At 64.7% G+C, this 16,704-nt stretch carries 10 protein-coding genes; 8 read left to right on the top strand and 2 right to left on the bottom strand.

The features are described 5' to 3' along the window. Positions 1 to 54: 54 nt before the first annotated feature. Positions 55 to 2,298 carry a hypothetical protein gene (locus tag GA615_RS11270; RefSeq protein ID WP_152051399.1) on the bottom strand — a complete coding sequence of 748 codons (2,244 nt, stop codon included), beginning with the start codon at positions 2,296 to 2,298 and terminating at the stop codon, positions 55 to 57. A 343-nt stretch (positions 2,299 to 2,641) separates the two neighbouring features. Here GA615_RS11270 and GA615_RS11275 point away from each other — a divergent pair, with 343 nt between their 5' ends. The 8 genes from GA615_RS11275 to GA615_RS11310 all read left to right on the top strand — a co-directional run bounded on the left by GA615_RS11275 (position 2,642) and on the right by GA615_RS11310 (position 13,891). Continuing rightward, a complete protein-coding gene (locus tag GA615_RS11275) occupies positions 2,642 to 3,154 on the top strand; it encodes a response regulator (RefSeq protein ID WP_161602287.1) in 513 nt (170 codons plus the stop codon). After that, the gene (locus GA615_RS11280) at positions 3,151 to 4,548 is read left to right on the top strand and encodes a bifunctional folylpolyglutamate synthase/dihydrofolate synthase (RefSeq protein WP_152051401.1); all 1,398 of its coding nucleotides are present in this window, start codon (positions 3,151 to 3,153) and stop codon (positions 4,546 to 4,548) included. Before GA615_RS11275 ends, GA615_RS11280 begins: the two co-directional genes overlap by 4 nt. Before the next feature lie 111 nt (positions 4,549 to 4,659). Beyond that, positions 4,660 to 5,826, top strand: coding sequence for a 3-keto-disaccharide hydrolase (locus GA615_RS11285; RefSeq protein WP_161602288.1), 1,167 nt, complete (start codon positions 4,660 to 4,662; stop codon positions 5,824 to 5,826). Positions 5,827 to 5,985: 159 nt separating this feature from the next. Continuing rightward, positions 5,986 to 6,441, top strand: coding sequence for a DUF423 domain-containing protein (locus GA615_RS11290; RefSeq protein ID WP_152051403.1), 456 nt, complete (start codon positions 5,986 to 5,988; stop codon positions 6,439 to 6,441). Between the two features lie 91 nt (positions 6,442 to 6,532). Then, positions 6,533 to 7,132, top strand: coding sequence for a glycine cleavage system protein R (locus tag GA615_RS11295; RefSeq protein WP_152051404.1), 600 nt, complete (start codon positions 6,533 to 6,535; stop codon positions 7,130 to 7,132). Then, positions 7,119 to 8,495: a PFL family protein gene (locus tag GA615_RS11300; protein WP_152051405.1), complete on the top strand. Its 1,377-nt coding sequence runs from the start codon at positions 7,119 to 7,121 to the stop codon at positions 8,493 to 8,495. Before GA615_RS11295 ends, GA615_RS11300 begins: the two co-directional genes overlap by 14 nt. A gap of 118 nt (positions 8,496 to 8,613) precedes the next feature. Beyond that, positions 8,614 to 12,372 (top strand): DPP IV N-terminal domain-containing protein, encoded by a 3,759-nt coding sequence (locus tag GA615_RS11305; RefSeq protein ID WP_152051406.1) that lies wholly within the window; start codon positions 8,614 to 8,616, stop codon positions 12,370 to 12,372. 97 nt (positions 12,373 to 12,469) lie between these two features. Beyond that, positions 12,470 to 13,891, top strand: a complete 1,422-nt coding sequence (locus GA615_RS11310) for a DUF1501 domain-containing protein (RefSeq protein WP_152051407.1) — start codon at positions 12,470 to 12,472, stop codon at positions 13,889 to 13,891. Here GA615_RS11310 and GA615_RS11315 read toward each other — a convergent pair. Beyond that, the gene (locus GA615_RS11315; protein WP_152051408.1) at positions 13,872 to 16,694 is read right to left on the bottom strand and encodes a tetratricopeptide repeat protein; all 2,823 of its coding nucleotides are present in this window, start codon (positions 16,692 to 16,694) and stop codon (positions 13,872 to 13,874) included. The two genes, GA615_RS11310 and GA615_RS11315, sit on opposite strands and share 20 nt — an antisense overlap. Positions 16,695 to 16,704: the final 10 nt, after the last annotated feature.

Genomic DNA, 16,704 nt, shown 5'->3' on the forward strand with positions numbered 1-16,704 from the left:
GTGGAAACCTGGAGAATTCGGGAGATTTCAGGAGGACAGGGCAACCCTCAGTGTTCAGGCAAGACGACGGACCACCACCGGCACGAGCAGGGCCAGGGCCACCGCCAGGCCGAGGCTGATCCCCAGTGGGAGCCCGAGGTTGGGACCGAACAGGGCGACGAGGGCCGCGCCGAGGGAGGCCAGCGCCACGGCTCGCCGGGCAGAGAGGCAGGAGGCCAGGAGAATCAGGGCGGCCAGACCGGATCCGACGTGCCGAAAGAGCAGGGCGAGCAGCCCGGGAGCGACCGTCACTCGAAGCGGTTCGGCCCGATCGGCCTGGGCCTGGATCGCCTGGCGGCGGGCGTCGATCGACTGGCGAAGCTGGTCGAGGTCGAGGTCCTCGGGAGATCGGGCGGCCTCGATCAGCTCCGAAGGCGCCTCCTGAGGAATCAGGCGATTCTGATGCGACCAGGCCAGAAACCCGGCCAGCAAGGCCAGACCCACGAGCAGCCGAACACGAGGGCCGGTCAGGGCGTCCAGCAGGGTGAGGGACCGACGGCGGAGGCGGTCGAGAGACGACTCGGCCTCGACCTCGATCAGGACGGTTTCGGGGTTTCGGACCGCCTCGGCCAGGGAGGCGGCGAGAGAGCCGCCGGGCAGTTCCTCGCCACGCTCGAAGGCCCGAGCGCGGGCGATCAAGGCCGGCCCGATCCGCCAAGACCGCCGCCGGGCGGTCAACTCGGGAACCCCGGCGGCCTTCAGGCGAGTCTCTTCGAGGGCAGTGAGGACCGCCCGGTCGCGCTCGTCTCGGCGGAGCATCAGGCGGGTGTCGAGGAACCGCGTGATTCGGCCGAGCAGTTCGACGTGGACCAGGCGATCGGTCCAGGGCACCGCCCGACGTTGCGCGGCGGCCCGGTAGGCGTCGTCGCCAAAGAGGGCCAGGAACAACGGTCCCCAGTGCTCACCACCGTGGTCGATGGCGAAGGACCGGACGCTCGGTTCGGTCAGGCCGTGGACGCGGAGATCCCGGAGCAAGGTCGAGGCCCGCTCGATCGGCTCGCGGCGCTCCTGGGCGAGTCGGTCGTCGATCAGGACCTCGCGGACCCCGCTGAGAATCGCCGCGACGATCCCGAGCGCGATCATAACGCCGAGCAACCCCGCCGCCTTCAGGCCGAGCAGGCCCAGCACGACCGCCCCCGCGACCGTCGCCAGGTCTCGCCCTCGGCCACCCAGGACGAACCGACGAACGCGGTCGAACAGGGCTCCCCCACGTCGGCATCCTCCCACGACGAAGCCGAACAGGGCCGTCATGAACATCAAATGGAGCAATCCCAGCGCCAGGCTCGGCAGACTCACCAGCAAGGCGAACAAGGCCAGGACCCCCGTGCCCCCGTAGAAGCCCAGACTGGCGGTCTTCCCCAGACGAGCGCTCGGCGCTTCGGCGAAGGCCGAGGCAAACGATCGGTACGCCTCGACCAGATCTTCCCGAGGTAGAAAGGTCTCGGGGCTCGGAGCGCCGACGATCCGTTCCAGCTCGGCAACGGCCGGGGCGATCGATGCGAAGCCCCCGTCCGCGACCGGAAGGCGGAGCCTTCGGATCAAGGAAGAGACACTGGCAGGGACGCGGCGGTTGATCGACTCGGGGGGAGGGGTGTCGGGCGGATCGGGCGAGGGACCGGGCGGAGTGCCGGTGAGCCGTTCGTAGAGCAACCGGCCGAGGGCGTCGAGATCCGATCGTTCGGCCGAAGGATCGGGAAACGCGGGGGGATCGGTCGCGTCAGGGGCCTCCGGCGGCGGCGGGATGCGGCCGAGGCCGGTCACGACCACCCGGCCATCGGCCAGCGCGACCAGGGACTCGGGCCGAAGATTGCCGTGGCTCAACCCGTGCTCGTGCAACGCCTGGACCGCCCGGGCCGCCTGGAGCGCCTCGCCCACCACCCGACGAACCGACGAAGGCCCCAGGCGTCGGCTCGGTGTTTCGAGCGAGTCGTCTTCCGGAGCGACCGGAACCTCGGCGCGGACCGTTCCTCCGGGGCGCTCGATCAGAGCCAGGCGACCGTCGAGGGCTTCGAACCGAAGGACCTGGGCGAGGTTCGGATGTCGAACGCGCTCGAGCGCGAACGCCTGTCGGGCAAGGCCTTCGGCGCGGAGCGGGTCGTCCTCGGCGCGCAAGCCGTCGATCCAGAGGGTCACCGCGTCTCCCTCGCCGGGAGACCAGGCCCGGTACGAGACTCCCGAGCCTTCCGGCCCGATCGGCCCGAGCACGGCCAGGCCCGCCCGAGCGGCGGGAAGTCGGGAACGGCGAGGAAGACGGATCATGGCTCAAAGGGCTCATCAATCGCTGCGATCTGATGCGATCCAATCCCGCTTGCCACCGGGTTCAGGCCCGACCGCGTCACCGGGAATCCGCATCGTGTCTGCAATGATGCTACGATACGAGTCCGGGGCCTTCGGGAATAGTCATCGCTCCCATCAATCCACAATCGATCGGAACCGGCATGGCGGCCCAGGCGGGAGTCGGGGTATGCTGGGGCGATCGAGTCGTCACCATCGTTCAAGCCACACCGGACCGGACGATCCAGAGGCAAGGCCGGGGCACGTTCATTGAGGGATCAAACCCGCCGATCGTGAGCGTCGCCGAGCAGAAGGAGGGGTGACGACCGTGGCCCGATCCGAACGCTACTCGATCGTGGTGGCCGACGACGACGATGCCCTGCGCACCGTGACCGCCAACTGCCTGCGAGACGCCGGCATGACCGTCTGGGAAGCGTCGGACGGCAACGAGGCCATCGCGCAGGTGCGGAAGCATCGCCCGCGGGTCCTCGTGCTCGACCTCTGGATGCCCCAGCGAGACGGGTTACAGGTGCTTGAGGCCTTGCGGTTCGATCCGTTGGCCACCGGCCTTCAGGTGGTCATCCTGACCGGCGACGGCCTGGCTGATGGTCGATTGCTCGCGCTGGCCGGAGGAGCCTCCCGCATTCTTCTGAAGGGGGGCCCGTTCGACGAGCTGCTCGACGCCATTCGCTCGTGTGCCGAGCATACCCTCAGCCCCCCGATCGACCTCGACCCGTCCGACGACGAGACCGACGACCACGACCAGGAAGGGCCGGGAGCCGTGCCCGTGCCTCACGATCCTCAGCGCGACCATTACCCCTCCGGGCCCGACCTGCCTTGAGCACCGACGCCTACCGGGATTGCATCGACCGCCTCTACGCCCGGCTTGATTACGAACGGGTCGGCATGCCGGCCTCCGCCTCCTCAATTGAGCTTCGCCTGGCTCGGATGCGGCGGTTACTTCGCCAACTGGGCGACCCGCAGCACCACCTGCGGATCGTCCACGTGGCCGGGACCAAGGGGAAAGGGTCGACCTCGACGATGATCGCCTCGGCCCTTTCGGCCGGCGGCATCAAGACCGGTCTGTTCACCTCGCCGCACCTGCACCGCCTGGAAGAACGGTTCGTCATCGACGGCGCGATGATGGACCCGAGCGAACTGATCGACCTGTATGAATCGGTGCTTCCAAGCGTCGAGACCGTCGAGCGGCAGTGGCCGGCTCCGGTCGGCCTGACCTTCTTCGAGGTCACGACGGCAATGGGCCTGCTCCATTTCGCCCGATCCGGCTGCCGGGCCGTGGCGCTGGAGGTGGGCATGGGAGGACGGCTCGATTCGACCAATGTCGTACGGCCGGCCGTCTCGGTCATCACGTCGATCTCGCTCGACCATGTTCGGCAGCTTGGTCCGACGCTCGGACACATCGCGGCCGAGAAGGGGGGGATTCTCAAGCGAGGAACCCCGGCCGTGATCGGCGTGGCCGAGCCGGAACCCCGAGACGTGATCCACGCCATCGCCAGAGCAAGACGCTGCCCGATTCGTCAAATCGGCGTCGATTTTGAATGTTCGTATGAACCTCCGACGCCTCCCCTGGCTCGCCCCGATCACGGCCGGGTGGCCGTGCGGACCTGGCGGCGCGACTGGGGATCGCTCGCCTGTCCCTTGCCGGGCGAGCACCAGGCGAGGAACCTCGCCGTGGCCCTGGCGGCACTCGACGCGCTGGGCGAATCGAACCCGGAGCTGGATGTGTCGGCCGAGGCCGTCGTCCGAGGGATGGCGGGCCTGCAATGGCCGGCGAGGGTCGAGGTGGTGGGAGAGGCTCCCTGGCTGGTGATCGACGGGGCACACAATGTGGCCTCGGCCGAGGCACTGGCCGAGACGCTTCAATCGTGCTTCCCGAAGGTCCCCCGCACCCTGGTCTTTGGAACAAGCCGCGAGAAGGACTTGCCGGGCCAGCTTCGGGCCTTGCTGCCGCTGTTCGAGGCCGTGGTCGCCACCCGGTTCGTCGAGAACCCGCGCGCGGTCGATCCCGAGACCGTGGCCGAGGCCGTTGTACAGCTTGGCGGCCCGCCCTGCGTGATCGCCGCCGACCCAACGCTCGCGCTGAGCGAAGCCCGGCGGATCACCCCGGCGTCGGGCTTGATTTGCGTGACCGGCTCGTTGTTCCTCGCCGCCGAGGCAAGGGCCTCGGTCCTCGGGCTTCGAGGGGTCCCGGCCGTGCCTCGGCTCGTGACGTGAAGTGTTCGAGAGCCTGCGAGGGAGTCGTGATCGAACGCTGGCCGAACGGGATCAGTTGCCGGTATGATGCCGGGTGAACTGCTTGACGCCGCATCCCCCGGAGCCCGCGCCATGACCCTGATCCGGAACTCCTGCAACATTGTCGTTTTCGTTGGCTTGACGGTGCTGCTCGCCTCGACCGGCCAGGGGGTCCGTGCCGCAGACGACACCGCCAATGCCCTTTCTGACGAGGAGATCGCCGCGGGCTGGATCCAGCTTTTCGATGGCGAGACGACCTTCGGCTGGCAGGTGAGGGCCGAGAATCCGGCCGAGGCCGTTTCGGTGGTCGAGGGGGCCCTGGTCGTCCGGGGGCCGGCCGTGGTGCGGACGACGACTGAGTTCGGCCCGAGCACGATCCGCTTTGCCTGCCGATACGCGGGGAAGGGGGATGCGCTGATGGCCTTGATCCGTCCCGAGGCCCGTCCCGCCGCGCTGGTGACGCTCGATGCCGTGGGCGAGACGGAACCGGAGACCTGGGATCGTTACGAACTGACTGCCGACGACGAGGGGATTGCCGGGAAGATGGAAACCCGGGATGGCGAATTGCTCGCCGCGGGGGAGTTTCAAGAGAAGTATCTCGTTGCGGGTCCGGTGCGTCAGGCGGTGGGCTTCCGCGTCGGTGAGGGGGCCGTGCTGATGCTCCGCGATGTCGAGTTGAAGCCCGAGGCCACGACGCCGATCTTCAACGGCAAGGACCTGAGCGGCTGGAAGGTCCTCGACGGCGGCGAGTCGGTCTACTCGGTGACGGAGGCCGGAGAGCTGAACGTCAAGAACGGTCGGGGGGACATCCAGACCGAAGGCCAGTACGACGACTTCATCCTGCAACTCGACATCTTCTCGAACGGCGAGCACCTGAACAGCGGCATCTTCTTCCGCGCCCTCCCCGGCCAGTTCTGGAGCGGCTACGAATCGCAGATTCGGAACGAATACGAAGGGGACGACCGCACCAAGCCGGTCGATTACGGCACCGGAGCGATTTATCGCCGGGTGGCCGCTCGGAAGGTCGTGGCCGATGATTTCGAGTGGTTCACCAAGACCCTGATCGCCCACGGCAACCACTTCGCCGTCTGGGTGAACGGGTATCAGGTCACCGACTGGTTCGACGACCGCGAACCGGCCGACAACGGCCGCAACGGTTTCAAGGCCGCGCCGGGCGTGATTAGTATTCAAGGGCATGACCCGACAACAGATCTGAGCTTCCGCAACCTTCGGATCGCCGAACTTCCCCGCGACGAATGACCCGGCGAAGGTCGGGAACGGTTGGCGTCGGTCGGACGGGGCCAGACCGAGACACCTTGCCGATTTGACGACAAAGATGGAACAGGCCGATCGAGGCGAACGTCCCGGAATTGGTCCACGGGCGTTCGCAAGAGCGAGCATTCGGAAAGGCATACGTCGATGAACGGAGCAGGCTGGGCGCGGGTCGGGGCGATCCTCGGCGCGGTGGCGGTGATCGCAGGGACCTTCGGGGCTCATGGCCTGGAGGGGAAGGTTGATCCGGATGCCCTGGAGACGTTCGAGATCGGCGTGCGGTATCAAATGTTTCACTCCCTGGCGCTGCTGGCCGTCGGCATTCTGGCCCTGCGGACCGGCCCAAGCCACGTGATCTCGGCCGCGGGCTGGCTGTTCCTGTTCGGGTCGATTGTCTTTCCCGGCAGCCTTTATCTTCTGGTGCTGGCCGGTGGCACGGCCAAATGGCTTGGGATGATCGCCCCGATCGGCGGAACAGCGCTGATCGCCGGGTGGATCAGCCTGGCCGTGGCGTGTCGGGCCGATCGGCTCGGACCTCCGAAGGCGTGCCTCGACGACGGCTCGGCCGGTGTCGTGTCGCAGGACCCGCAACGCGTTCCCTGACGATTCGGGTCAGGCGGATCGAGTCGGCACCTGGCCCGCTCTCCGGATTGACCAACCTCCTTCGACCGAAGGTTCTTCTTGCAGGAGCACCATGCCTACCTACATTGTGACGGTCACGGCCGCCGACCGCGTCGGGATCGTCCACGCGGTCACCGGGTCGATTTCCGAGCAAGGCGGAAACATTCTTGAATTGAGCCAGACGGTTCTTCGGGGCTACTTCACGATCATTCTGGCCGCCTCGTTTCCGGAAGCGATTGACCCCCGAACCCTTCGAGAGGTGATTGCCGCTCGGGGCGAACGGTTCGACCTGAAGGTCGCGGTCTTGCTCGATGAAGGCCACCACGCGGATCCGGTCCCAGGTGGCGATCGGTTCATCCTGACCGTGCTGGGACAGGACAGCCCGGGGAACATCTACCGGATTGCCGGCAAACTGGCCGAGCGGGGCGTCAATATCGTCGACCTGCACGCACGATCTGACGGCCCGAACTTTCGATTGATCATGGAAGCATTCTTGCCTCCTGAGGTGAAACCAGCCGAACTGCGTGCCGACCTGGAGCAGTTTGGCGCAGAACTGGGCATGGAAGTGTACGTGCAGCACGAGGACATTTTCCTGGCCACCAACGAACCGCGGCCCGTCCGGGTCGGTTCGAGCCGCAATCCAGAGGGGAGCGACGTCGTTGTACCGCACTGAGGACGTTCTCACCACGCTGGGCATGGTCCGGCAGCACAAGCTCGATGTTCGCACCGTGACGATGGGTGTGGATTTGCAGAGCTGCGCGTCTCCTGATGTTGCAACCCTGTGCGACCGCATTCGAGCTCGCCTGCTGCACTATGCCGGGCGGCTCCGCGAGGTCTGCCAGGAAGTGCAGGGACGCTACGGCATCCCGATCGTCAACCGTCGGATCGCCGTCAGCCCGATCGCCGGGGTCGCCGCCGGTCACGATACCGAAGGTCTCATCGCTGTCGCCCGGACCCTCGACGCCACGGCGGCCGAGGTGGGAGTTGATCTTGTCGGCGGCTTCACCGCTCAGGTTCAGAAAGGGTGGACCGAGGCGGAGAAACGCTTGATCGAAGCCTTGCCGCTGGTCCTTTCGACCACTCAACGCGTCTGTTCATCTGTGAACGTCGGCACAACGGCCGCTGGCATCAACATGGATGCGATTGCCTTGCTCGGCCATGTGCTCAAGGATACGGCCGAGCGGACGAGGTCGCACGACGGCTTCGGCTGTGCCAAGCTCGTGATCTTCGGCAACGCCCCGACCGACAACCCCTTCATGGCCGGGGCCTTTCACGGCGCAGGAGAGCCAGACTGCGTGATCAACATTGGCGTCAGTGGCCCAGGGGTGGTGAAGGCGGCGGTCGAGGATCTCGTCACCAACGCCCAGACCCGCCCGACGCTGGGCGAGATTGCCGAGGAGATCAAGAGCACCGCATTCCGAGTCACCCGAGTCGGCGAACTGATCGGCCGGGAAGTGGCCGCACGGCTCGGTGTCGCATTTGGAATTGTTGACCTCTCGCTCGCGCCGACCCCCGAGGTGGGGGACTCGGTCGGCGAGATCCTTCAGGTCATGGGGGTGAAGCGGCTGGGAGCTCCTGGCTCCACCGCCGCGCTCGCGCTGCTGAACGACGCGGTGAAGAAGGGGGGGAGCTTCGCCAGTTCCAGCGTCGGGGGGCTGTCTGGTGCCTTCGTCGCGGTGAGCGAAGACGCCGCCCTGGCCGATGCGGTCGCCTGCGGTGACCTGACCCTGGCGAAGCTCGAAGCCATGACGGCGGTTTGCTCGGTCGGCCTCGACATGATCGCCGTTCCGGGCGACACCGACGCCGAAACGCTCGCCGCGCTGATTGCCGACGAAATCGCCATTGGCGTTATCAACCACAAAACCACCGCCGTGCGGGTCATCCCCGTTCCCGGCAAGGCCGCAGGCGATCGCGCCGTCTTCGGCGGGTTGTTCGGCGAGATGGACATTCTGCCCATCCACGCCGCCGGCGGCAGTGGCGACTTCGTCCGCCACGGCGGGCGGATTCCGGCCCCGCTGTCGAGCTTGAGAAACTAGAACGATTCGATTCCACTCGCTTGTCAATTCGCTTCCTCAATGTCGGGGTTGGAGCAAGCCCTCTCCCTCTCTCTTGCTCCAACCCCGACGCGATCGCTCGATTCCGTCGAGGACTTCCATGCGCATGATCATTCGATCGCTCGCCGTGATGCTGATTTCGGTGGTGCCTGCCGCCGCGGAAGACGACCTTCGCACCGTCGCCGAACGCAGCGCATTTCAGGCCACTGCCCGATACGACGAGGTCGTCGATCTGTGCCGGAAGCTCGACGCTCGGTCCGACTCCGTTCGGCTCGAATCGTTGGGAACGACGGTCGAGGGGCGTTCCCTTCCGCTTCTGATCGTCAGTGATCCTCCGGTCGCATCGGCCGAGGACGCCCGAACCTCCGGCAAGCTCATCGTGCTCGCCATCGGCGCGATCCACGGCGGCGAGGTTTGCGGCAAGGAAGCGCTTCTCATGCTCATCCGAGAGTTGACGGATGAGCCAGGTCACCCGCTGCTGAACGACCTGATCCTTTGCGTGGCCCCCGTGTTGAACGCCGATGGAGCCGAACGCTTCTCGACCGAGAACCGACGCGGCCAGAATGGACCGGCCGAGGGAACCGGAGTCCGAGGGAACGGGAATCGCCTCGACCTGAACCGTGATTTCATTGCTCTCACGGCGCCGGAAACTCAAGGGCTGGTCCGGTTCCTTGACGAATGGGATCCTCATCTCTTCATCGATACGCACACGACCAATGGATCGGCTCATCGCTACCTGATCACCTACGACGGCCCGAAGAATCCAGCGACACACCCCGACGTTCTCTCCTTTTCCCGAGACGTCTTTCTGCCCGCGATTGCCGAATCGTTTCATAAGACGACCGGCGAACATGCGTTTTTCTATGGAAACTTCGAACGCGACCATACCGAGTGGACGACCTATTCAGCAAATCCACGGTTCGGGACGACGTACGTAGGATTGCGTAATCGGCTTTCGATTCTTTCAGAGGCGTACGCCTATGCCTCATTCGAAGCTCGTGTGGCGGGAACGCTTGCGTTCGTCCGGTCGTCACTGGATCAAGCGGTCGAGCATCGTGAGGAGATTCAAACGCTCCTTGATCGTGCCCGCTCTGAGACGGATGACGGCTCGCCTCTCGACCTGCCCATTCGCTCCGAAGCCCAGGCATTCGACGAAAGGGTCACGATTCTCGGCTTCGAGGAATCGGGCGGGGCCAACCCTTCGGAGAGCTATGCCAGTGGGGTGCCCAAGGATTACGACGTGGCGCTGGTGGCTCGATTCGAGCCGACGAAAACCGTTCGCCGACCGTTTGCCTACGTAATTCCACCCGCATATGCCGAAGCGATCGCCACGCTCGATCGGCACGGCATCGCTCGTGAACAGGTTCGGGAAGACATCGAAGTTGAGGCCGAGGTCACGACCCTGGACACAGTCGATCGCAACGGAGACAGCTATTATGGTCCAGCGTCGATCGAAGCTGAGGTCTCAACACGAACCACAACGCGCCGCATTTCGGCCGGTTCGATCCTTGTCCGCACGGCGCAGCCCCTCGGCACGTTGGCGAGCTATCTGCTGGAGCCGGGATCGGATGATAATCTTCTGACCTGGGGATTTTTTGGTGATTCCCTCGCGGCCGGAGACGAATTCCCGGTCCTCCGTCTGGTCAACGAGATTGGTCTGCTGACAACACCTCTTGCACAGGAGAAGGAGGAACGCAAACCGATCACCTTTGACGTCCTGAACGGGAGCGACCGGCCAAACTTCAACGGATCACCGGCCTCGGTACGGTGGCTCGACGGTGAGCACTATCTCCAGTCGCGTGATGGACGGCTGATGAAGGTCGAGGCGGCCACCGGGAAGGCCGAGCCCTACCTTGACGCCGAGCCGATCGCAACAGCCCTGGCCACTCTCCCGACAATTGGCGACGAAGACGCACAGCGTCTCGCTCGGCAAGCCATCTCAGACTATTCCGCGAACGATCCAGGCGTTCTGATTTCGTTCGGTGATGACTTGTACTTTGCCACGATTGACGGGTCAAAGGCCAAACGCTTGACCAGTTCTCCGGGCGAGGAGGAGATGGCGGAGTTCAGCCCAGATGGTCGATTCGTTGCCTTTGTCCGTGACAACGATCTTCATGTCGTTGATCTGGAAACGGCCACCGAGCGTGCCCTGACCATCGGCGGCAGCGATCGGGTCCGGCACGGAAAAGCGGTCTGGGTCTATTTCGAAGAGTTGTTCAACCGAAGCTGGAAGGCGTTCTGGTGGAGCCCCGATGGTGAGCACATCGCCTTCCTTCGACTCGATGATCGACCGCTTCAAATGCACACCGTCCTCGATGACACCGGGCCGAGGCGCACGGTGGAAGAGACCCCGTACCCTTTTGCGGGGGAGCCGAACCCGAGAGTCGCACTCGGCATTGTCGCGGCCCGGGGAGGGGAGCCGCGATTCACCGATCTTTCGCGATATCTCGAAGATTCCTTCCTCATCAGCCACGTCGGTTGGTTCCCCGACGGAAAAGCTGCCCTGGCGTATGTTCAGAACCGTACGCAAACCTGGCTTGATGTGCTTCGAGTTCCGACCTCGGGCGAGGCCCCGTCGCGACTGTTCCGGGATCAGACTGATGCCTGGATCACCAGCCCCGGCGATCCGATCGTCCTTCCCGACGACACCTTTCTCTGGCTCAGCGAACGAGACGGCTGGCAACATCTGTATCACTACGAACCTGATGGCACCTTGATCAAGCAGGTGACGATGGGCGAGTGGGAGGTGCGCACCGTCGAGCATGTCGACCTCGAAGCTCGGGTGGTGTTTGTGACCGGAACGATGGACAGCCACATCGCGGAAAACCTGTACCGGGTATCACTCGACGACCTCTGCGTGGATCGGCTCACGACGGAACCGGGGCATCATTCGGTTCGGGTCGCTCCTGATGGGAAACACTTTGTCGATACGTGGTCGAGCACGACGGCGCCGGCCAGGGTCGCACTCCGATCGACGACGGATGGCTCGCTCGTGCGGATGATCGACGAGAACCCGGTTCCGGATCTGGAGCGCTACCGCTTCGCGCCCCGCGAATTGGTGCAGATTGAGACCCCCGACGGGTTCTTGCTCGAAGGAGAAGTAATCCTGCCTCCCGACCTGGACGAATCGAAGATGTACCCCGTTTGGTTCCAGACCTATGCCGGCCCGCACTATCCGACAATCCAGGACTCATGGGCCGGTGGTCGAGCGCAGGATCAGGCGCTTGCGTCAGAAGGGTTCATCGTCTTTCGGGCCGACCCGAGGAGTGCCAGCGGCAAGGGGGCCGTCTCGGCCTGGACGGCGTACAAACGGCTTGGCATTCCCGAGTTGAAGGATATCGAAACGGCGATCGACTGGATCAAGGAACGCCCTTATGTCGATCCCAACCGGATCGGCATGACCGGGCACAGCTACGGCGGGTTCATGACGGCGTTTGCCCTGACCCATAGCGATCGGTTCACCGCGGGAATCGCCGGCGCACCGGTCACAGACTGGCGCAATTATGACACGATCTATACGGAGCGATATATGCTCACTCCTCAAGAGAATCGCGAGGGTTATGCCGAAACTTCGGTCGTCGAGGCGGCGAAGAACCTGAAGGGACGGCTCTTGATCGCTCACGGCGCGAAGGATGACAACGTGTCGGTGCGCAATGCGTATCAGCTCATCCACAACCTTCAGCAGGCGGCTCAGCCGTTCGAGTTGATGATCTATCCCGAGGCAAGACACGGGATCTACGGCGACCACTACGCGAACCTTCGCCTCGAATTCCTTCGGCGAACACTGGGAGGTGGTCCCAAAGATCGTTCGGCCCAGCCATCCCCCGCTCCTGGAGCCGAGGCAGGGGAGGGGAGGTAATCGCTTGAGCCGTGGTGCCATCCGTCGGCGATTGCGGTACACTGGATGGTAGGCAGACCCGATCGTTGTCGCCGTGATCGATCCGACGGAGCGTGCCGTGATTCGATTTCTTGCCCCTGCTCGATCTCGCCGAGAGTCTGCGACACGCCGTGAATTCCTCAGAATTGGCAGCGTCGCGGGTCTCGGCGCCCTTGGCCTGGCTCGTGGCGTCTCCGGCAATGATGGTCCCCTGGGGCCGGGATTCGGCAAGGCCCGATCGGTGATCCTCGTCTATGCAAACGGTGGGCAAAGCCAGTTCGAGACGTGGGACCCGAAGCCCGAGGCCCCTCGCGAGATTCGGGGTGATTTCGAGGCCATTGCCTCAAGTGTTCCTGGCACAATGGTCTGCGAACATCTGCCGAAGCTGGCGAGCCTGGCCGATCGGTACACGATCCTTCGCAGCGTTTCGCACGATGATCTCGATCACGGCTCCGCCGCCTATCTCACGCTGACAGGCCGGTATCATCCACGAAAGTCGTCCAATCCGCTGCCGTCGCCGAACGATTTTCCAACGCTCGGCGCGGTTCTGAAGCGGGCGCGACCGTCGGAGTCGACGCCCTACACGGCGGCCCACATCAACATGCCCGTTGTGGTTCCCGAACTCCCCGCGCCGGGGCAGGACGGAGGCTTTCTCGGCCGGGCCGATGCACCGCTCGTCGTCGGTGACCCGACCGACCCCGAAGGTTCGTTGCCCGACCTCGAACTGCCCGACAGCGTGCCGACGGTTCGGATGGAAGCACGACGAACCTTGCTGGAGGCGATCGAGCGCGCCCGACGCGAGGCATTCGGCATCAGCGGAACCGACGAGCATCAGGCGATGTATCACCATGCTTATGAATTGCTCTCGGACCCGAGCGTCCGCCAGGCGTTCGATCTCGCGGCCGAGCCGGATCGGGTCCAGGAACGCTATGGAAGGTTCCGATCGGGGCAGTCATGCTTGCTCGCAAGGCGATTGGTGGAAGCAGGGGTGCCCTGGATTACCGTTTCCTGGAACCACTCGGCCCGAGGGCAGGATCGACGGCCCGACGAGCTTGACTGGCTGGGGTGGGACACCCATAACGACATCTTCGATGTGATGAAGCAATTACTCCCTCGATTTGATCATAGCCTTTCCGCCTTGCTGGAAGACCTGGACCATCGAGGATTGCTCGACGACACGCTGGTCGTTTGCATGGGAGAGTTCGGCCGTGCCCCTCGGGTGGCGTTGGAGCCGAGATTCACAGGGGCGTCGCCGGGTCGGAAACACTGGGCCAATGCGTACTCGATTTTGGTCGCGGGCGGAGGAACGACTCCGGGAGCCGTGGTCGGAGCCACCGACCGGATGGGAGCCTATCCGACCTCGGATCGAGTCGGCCCCTGGGACGTGGCGGCAACCATGTTCGCAAGCCTGGGCGTGAATCCATCGGCCGAGTATCGCGACCCGCTCAACCGGCCCTTCCCCGTGACCATCGGTAAGCCGATCACGGCACTTTACGGGTGACGGCATAAGGCTCGACCCGTCGAATGATCGTCTCGACGGCAGCTCTGGCCGCGTCGTCCGGGGCAAGGCTGAGGGCATTGCGCGCCGAGTCGAGCGCGACCTCGGCCCGACCGGCGTCGAACTCGACCAGGGCCAGCCCGAAATGGGCATCAAAGAGTTCAGGGTCCTCGATGAGGGCCTGGCGGTAGGTGTCTCGGGCCGTGTCCAGGTGATCTTCGGTGTAGTAGGTCGCGGCCACCCGAGCCAGGCGAACGGCTGGGTTTGGAGGTTCGACCACCGATTGCCAGGAGGTCCGGGCTCGATCCGGATCCCCCAGGTGCATGTGAAGCGAGGCAATGCGATCGGCCGTCTCCCAGTCGCGCTCGCCGGTGGGATACTGTTGTTCGAGCAATTCGACCGCCGACGACACCCGGCCCGAGACGAGCAGACGGTCCACACTTCGTCGAATGCGATCACCATTCGAAACGTCGATGCGAGGCGCTCGGCCAAGCTGCGTCTTCAGACGATCAAGCTGCTCGCGCATGGCATCGCGTGAAATCGCCTGCTGGGGCGATCGAGGAGGCCGCGCGGCCGATCGTTCGAGCAACGGAATGGCGGCCTCGATCATCCCCCCCTGAAGGGAAAGGCTCAGCAGGGCCGACAGGGCGATTTGCTCACCAGGATTGCGCCGAAGGGCCTGACGGGCAAAGGCCGCGACTCGCGCCCGGTGAATGTCCGCAACGGGGTCGAAGGGACGGAGATAACGGCGATCGGGTCCCGCCATGCCGAGTCCGGAGACCCGGCCCAGTTCCAGGGCCGCGGCATAGGCCCACGGCTCCGAGGCTTCGGGAAGTCGTCGGCGCGTTTCACGGGCTCGGTCGAGCCCGAGCGGGATCAGGACGGCTGCCTGATCGGGTCGGCCGCGCTGTTCGAGCAAGACGAGTACAAACTTGCTCAACCCTTTGGTGGCCGCATTCCATTCGGCATCGAGGGTCGGTGGCGAGGGGTCGGGCTGGGTGCCGAAATGTCGGCCGAGGAAGTCGACGGCGGGCAGGTTGGCCGCTCGGGCATCGGGCTCATGGGCGAAAACGGAGGCCACGTCATCGAACCAGATGCAGCGCCACGAGGGCTCCAGCAAGAGCGAGATGCCGACCCGGGTGGCCAAGTCGTGATCGGCGAGCACGACCGGGTTTCCGGCCTGTTCGAGCAAGGGCAGCCAAGGCGAGCGGGGGTCGTCGGTGGCGATCGCCCGACTGAGCTTCGAATACGCGCGGTACTGGTCAGAGCCCATCACTTCGAGCCTGGGGTCAACAAACACCTTGCGTTCCGGCCCATGACGATAGATGAACAAGGCATCATGTCCGATATGAAACCCCAGAAAGCGCGGGGGCAGCTCGTCGCTTCCGGCAAACTCGACGGCCCGGTGGGGGAACCAGGCGGGCTCCTCACCGAGCCCGACGGTTCGGCCTTCCTCGGCCAGGACATAAAGCTGGCCCGAGGCCACAGAGGCGAAGAGGGCAAGCGTGATGCCGAGAGTGACGAGCCTCGGCCAGAGGCGAGGCGTCGCCGATCGTCCCCGTTCGGCCCGGCGACGGAGAACGGCCGCGGCCCACTCGCCGAAGTTCCAGGCGGTGATCGTCCCGACAATCGCGGCGAACTGATGGCTGTTGCGCGTCGCCTGCCAGCTCAGCGCCGTGAAGGCAAGGAACAGGAGCAAGCGGAAGGGGCGGAGCGACCAGGAGGGCTCGGGCGTGGCGGATGGGTTGCGCCTCGTCTCGCGACGGTTGCTCGCCTTTGCCTTTTTCCCCTTGGTTTTCCTGGGCCGCTCGACCGGTTCGGAAGAAGAAGGAGAGCGTCGGAGGTCGCTGATTCGAGTCGCCCCTTGCCAGAGGGACGGGACGATGAAACTCAGGCCGCCGAGTGCCGCGACCGTCAGGTGAACGATCAGCATGAAATGCGGATATCCGGCCGATTCCTCGATCAGGCGAGAGATCGAACTCAGCTCGGCGATTTCTTGCTTGAAGATCGGATCATTCAAGGTGCCGAACAACAAATCGGTCAACGGGAACAGGGCTCCTCGAAGGCCGTAGGGGTTCATCAGACAGGCAAGGCCGACCAGGACCGAAACCCCGAGGGCGATTTGCCACCACCGACGACGATCGGGAGCAAACGCATTCGGGCGCAGAGCGGCGTCGATCAACGCGAAGACGAGCAAGACCGGCCCGAAGACAAAGAGTCCCTGCGTGTTCACCCAGCAAACCTGTGTCACGGGCAAGACCAGGCCGAGCCAGGGTTGACGATCCCAGCGAAACAGGACGGCCATGAAGATCGCAATGTAGAGAAGCGTCAAGGTTTCGGGCCGAATGTACATCCGCCCGCCCAGCAAGATCAGGGCCGGGAGCCAGGCCAGGACCATCGGCCAGAGCGGCCATTCCCTGCGCTTTGCGGTCACCAGGAGCAGGACGGCAATCGTGGTGATAACGCATTTGGCCAGGTTGAGGAAGATGACCCCGCCGCGCTCGAAGCCGTAGCTCAGGAGAAGTTGGAACCCCCAGTGCAGATCAATCCAGGAGCGATCGGGCACGGTGTAGGTGTAGAGATCGGTTCGGGGAATCTCGCCGGTTGTTCGGATCAGGTCTCCCGTGCGAAGGTGCCACCAGAAATCGACATCCTTGAGCGGAAAGACACCCAGCAGGAAGGTCAGGGCGGCAAAGGCGAGTAGAATTGCCCCATCCGTCAGGCGAAGCCGGGCGGGATCGGCAGGGGCGGGGGCGTCGGGCTCACCGGAAGTGCTGGCCCGCGATGGGACGGGAATCGTGGGCACGGACGGACCT

The sequence above is a fragment of the Tautonia marina genome, from assembly GCF_009177065.1.
Classification (GTDB): Bacteria; Planctomycetota; Planctomycetia; order Isosphaerales; family Isosphaeraceae; genus Tautonia; species Tautonia marina.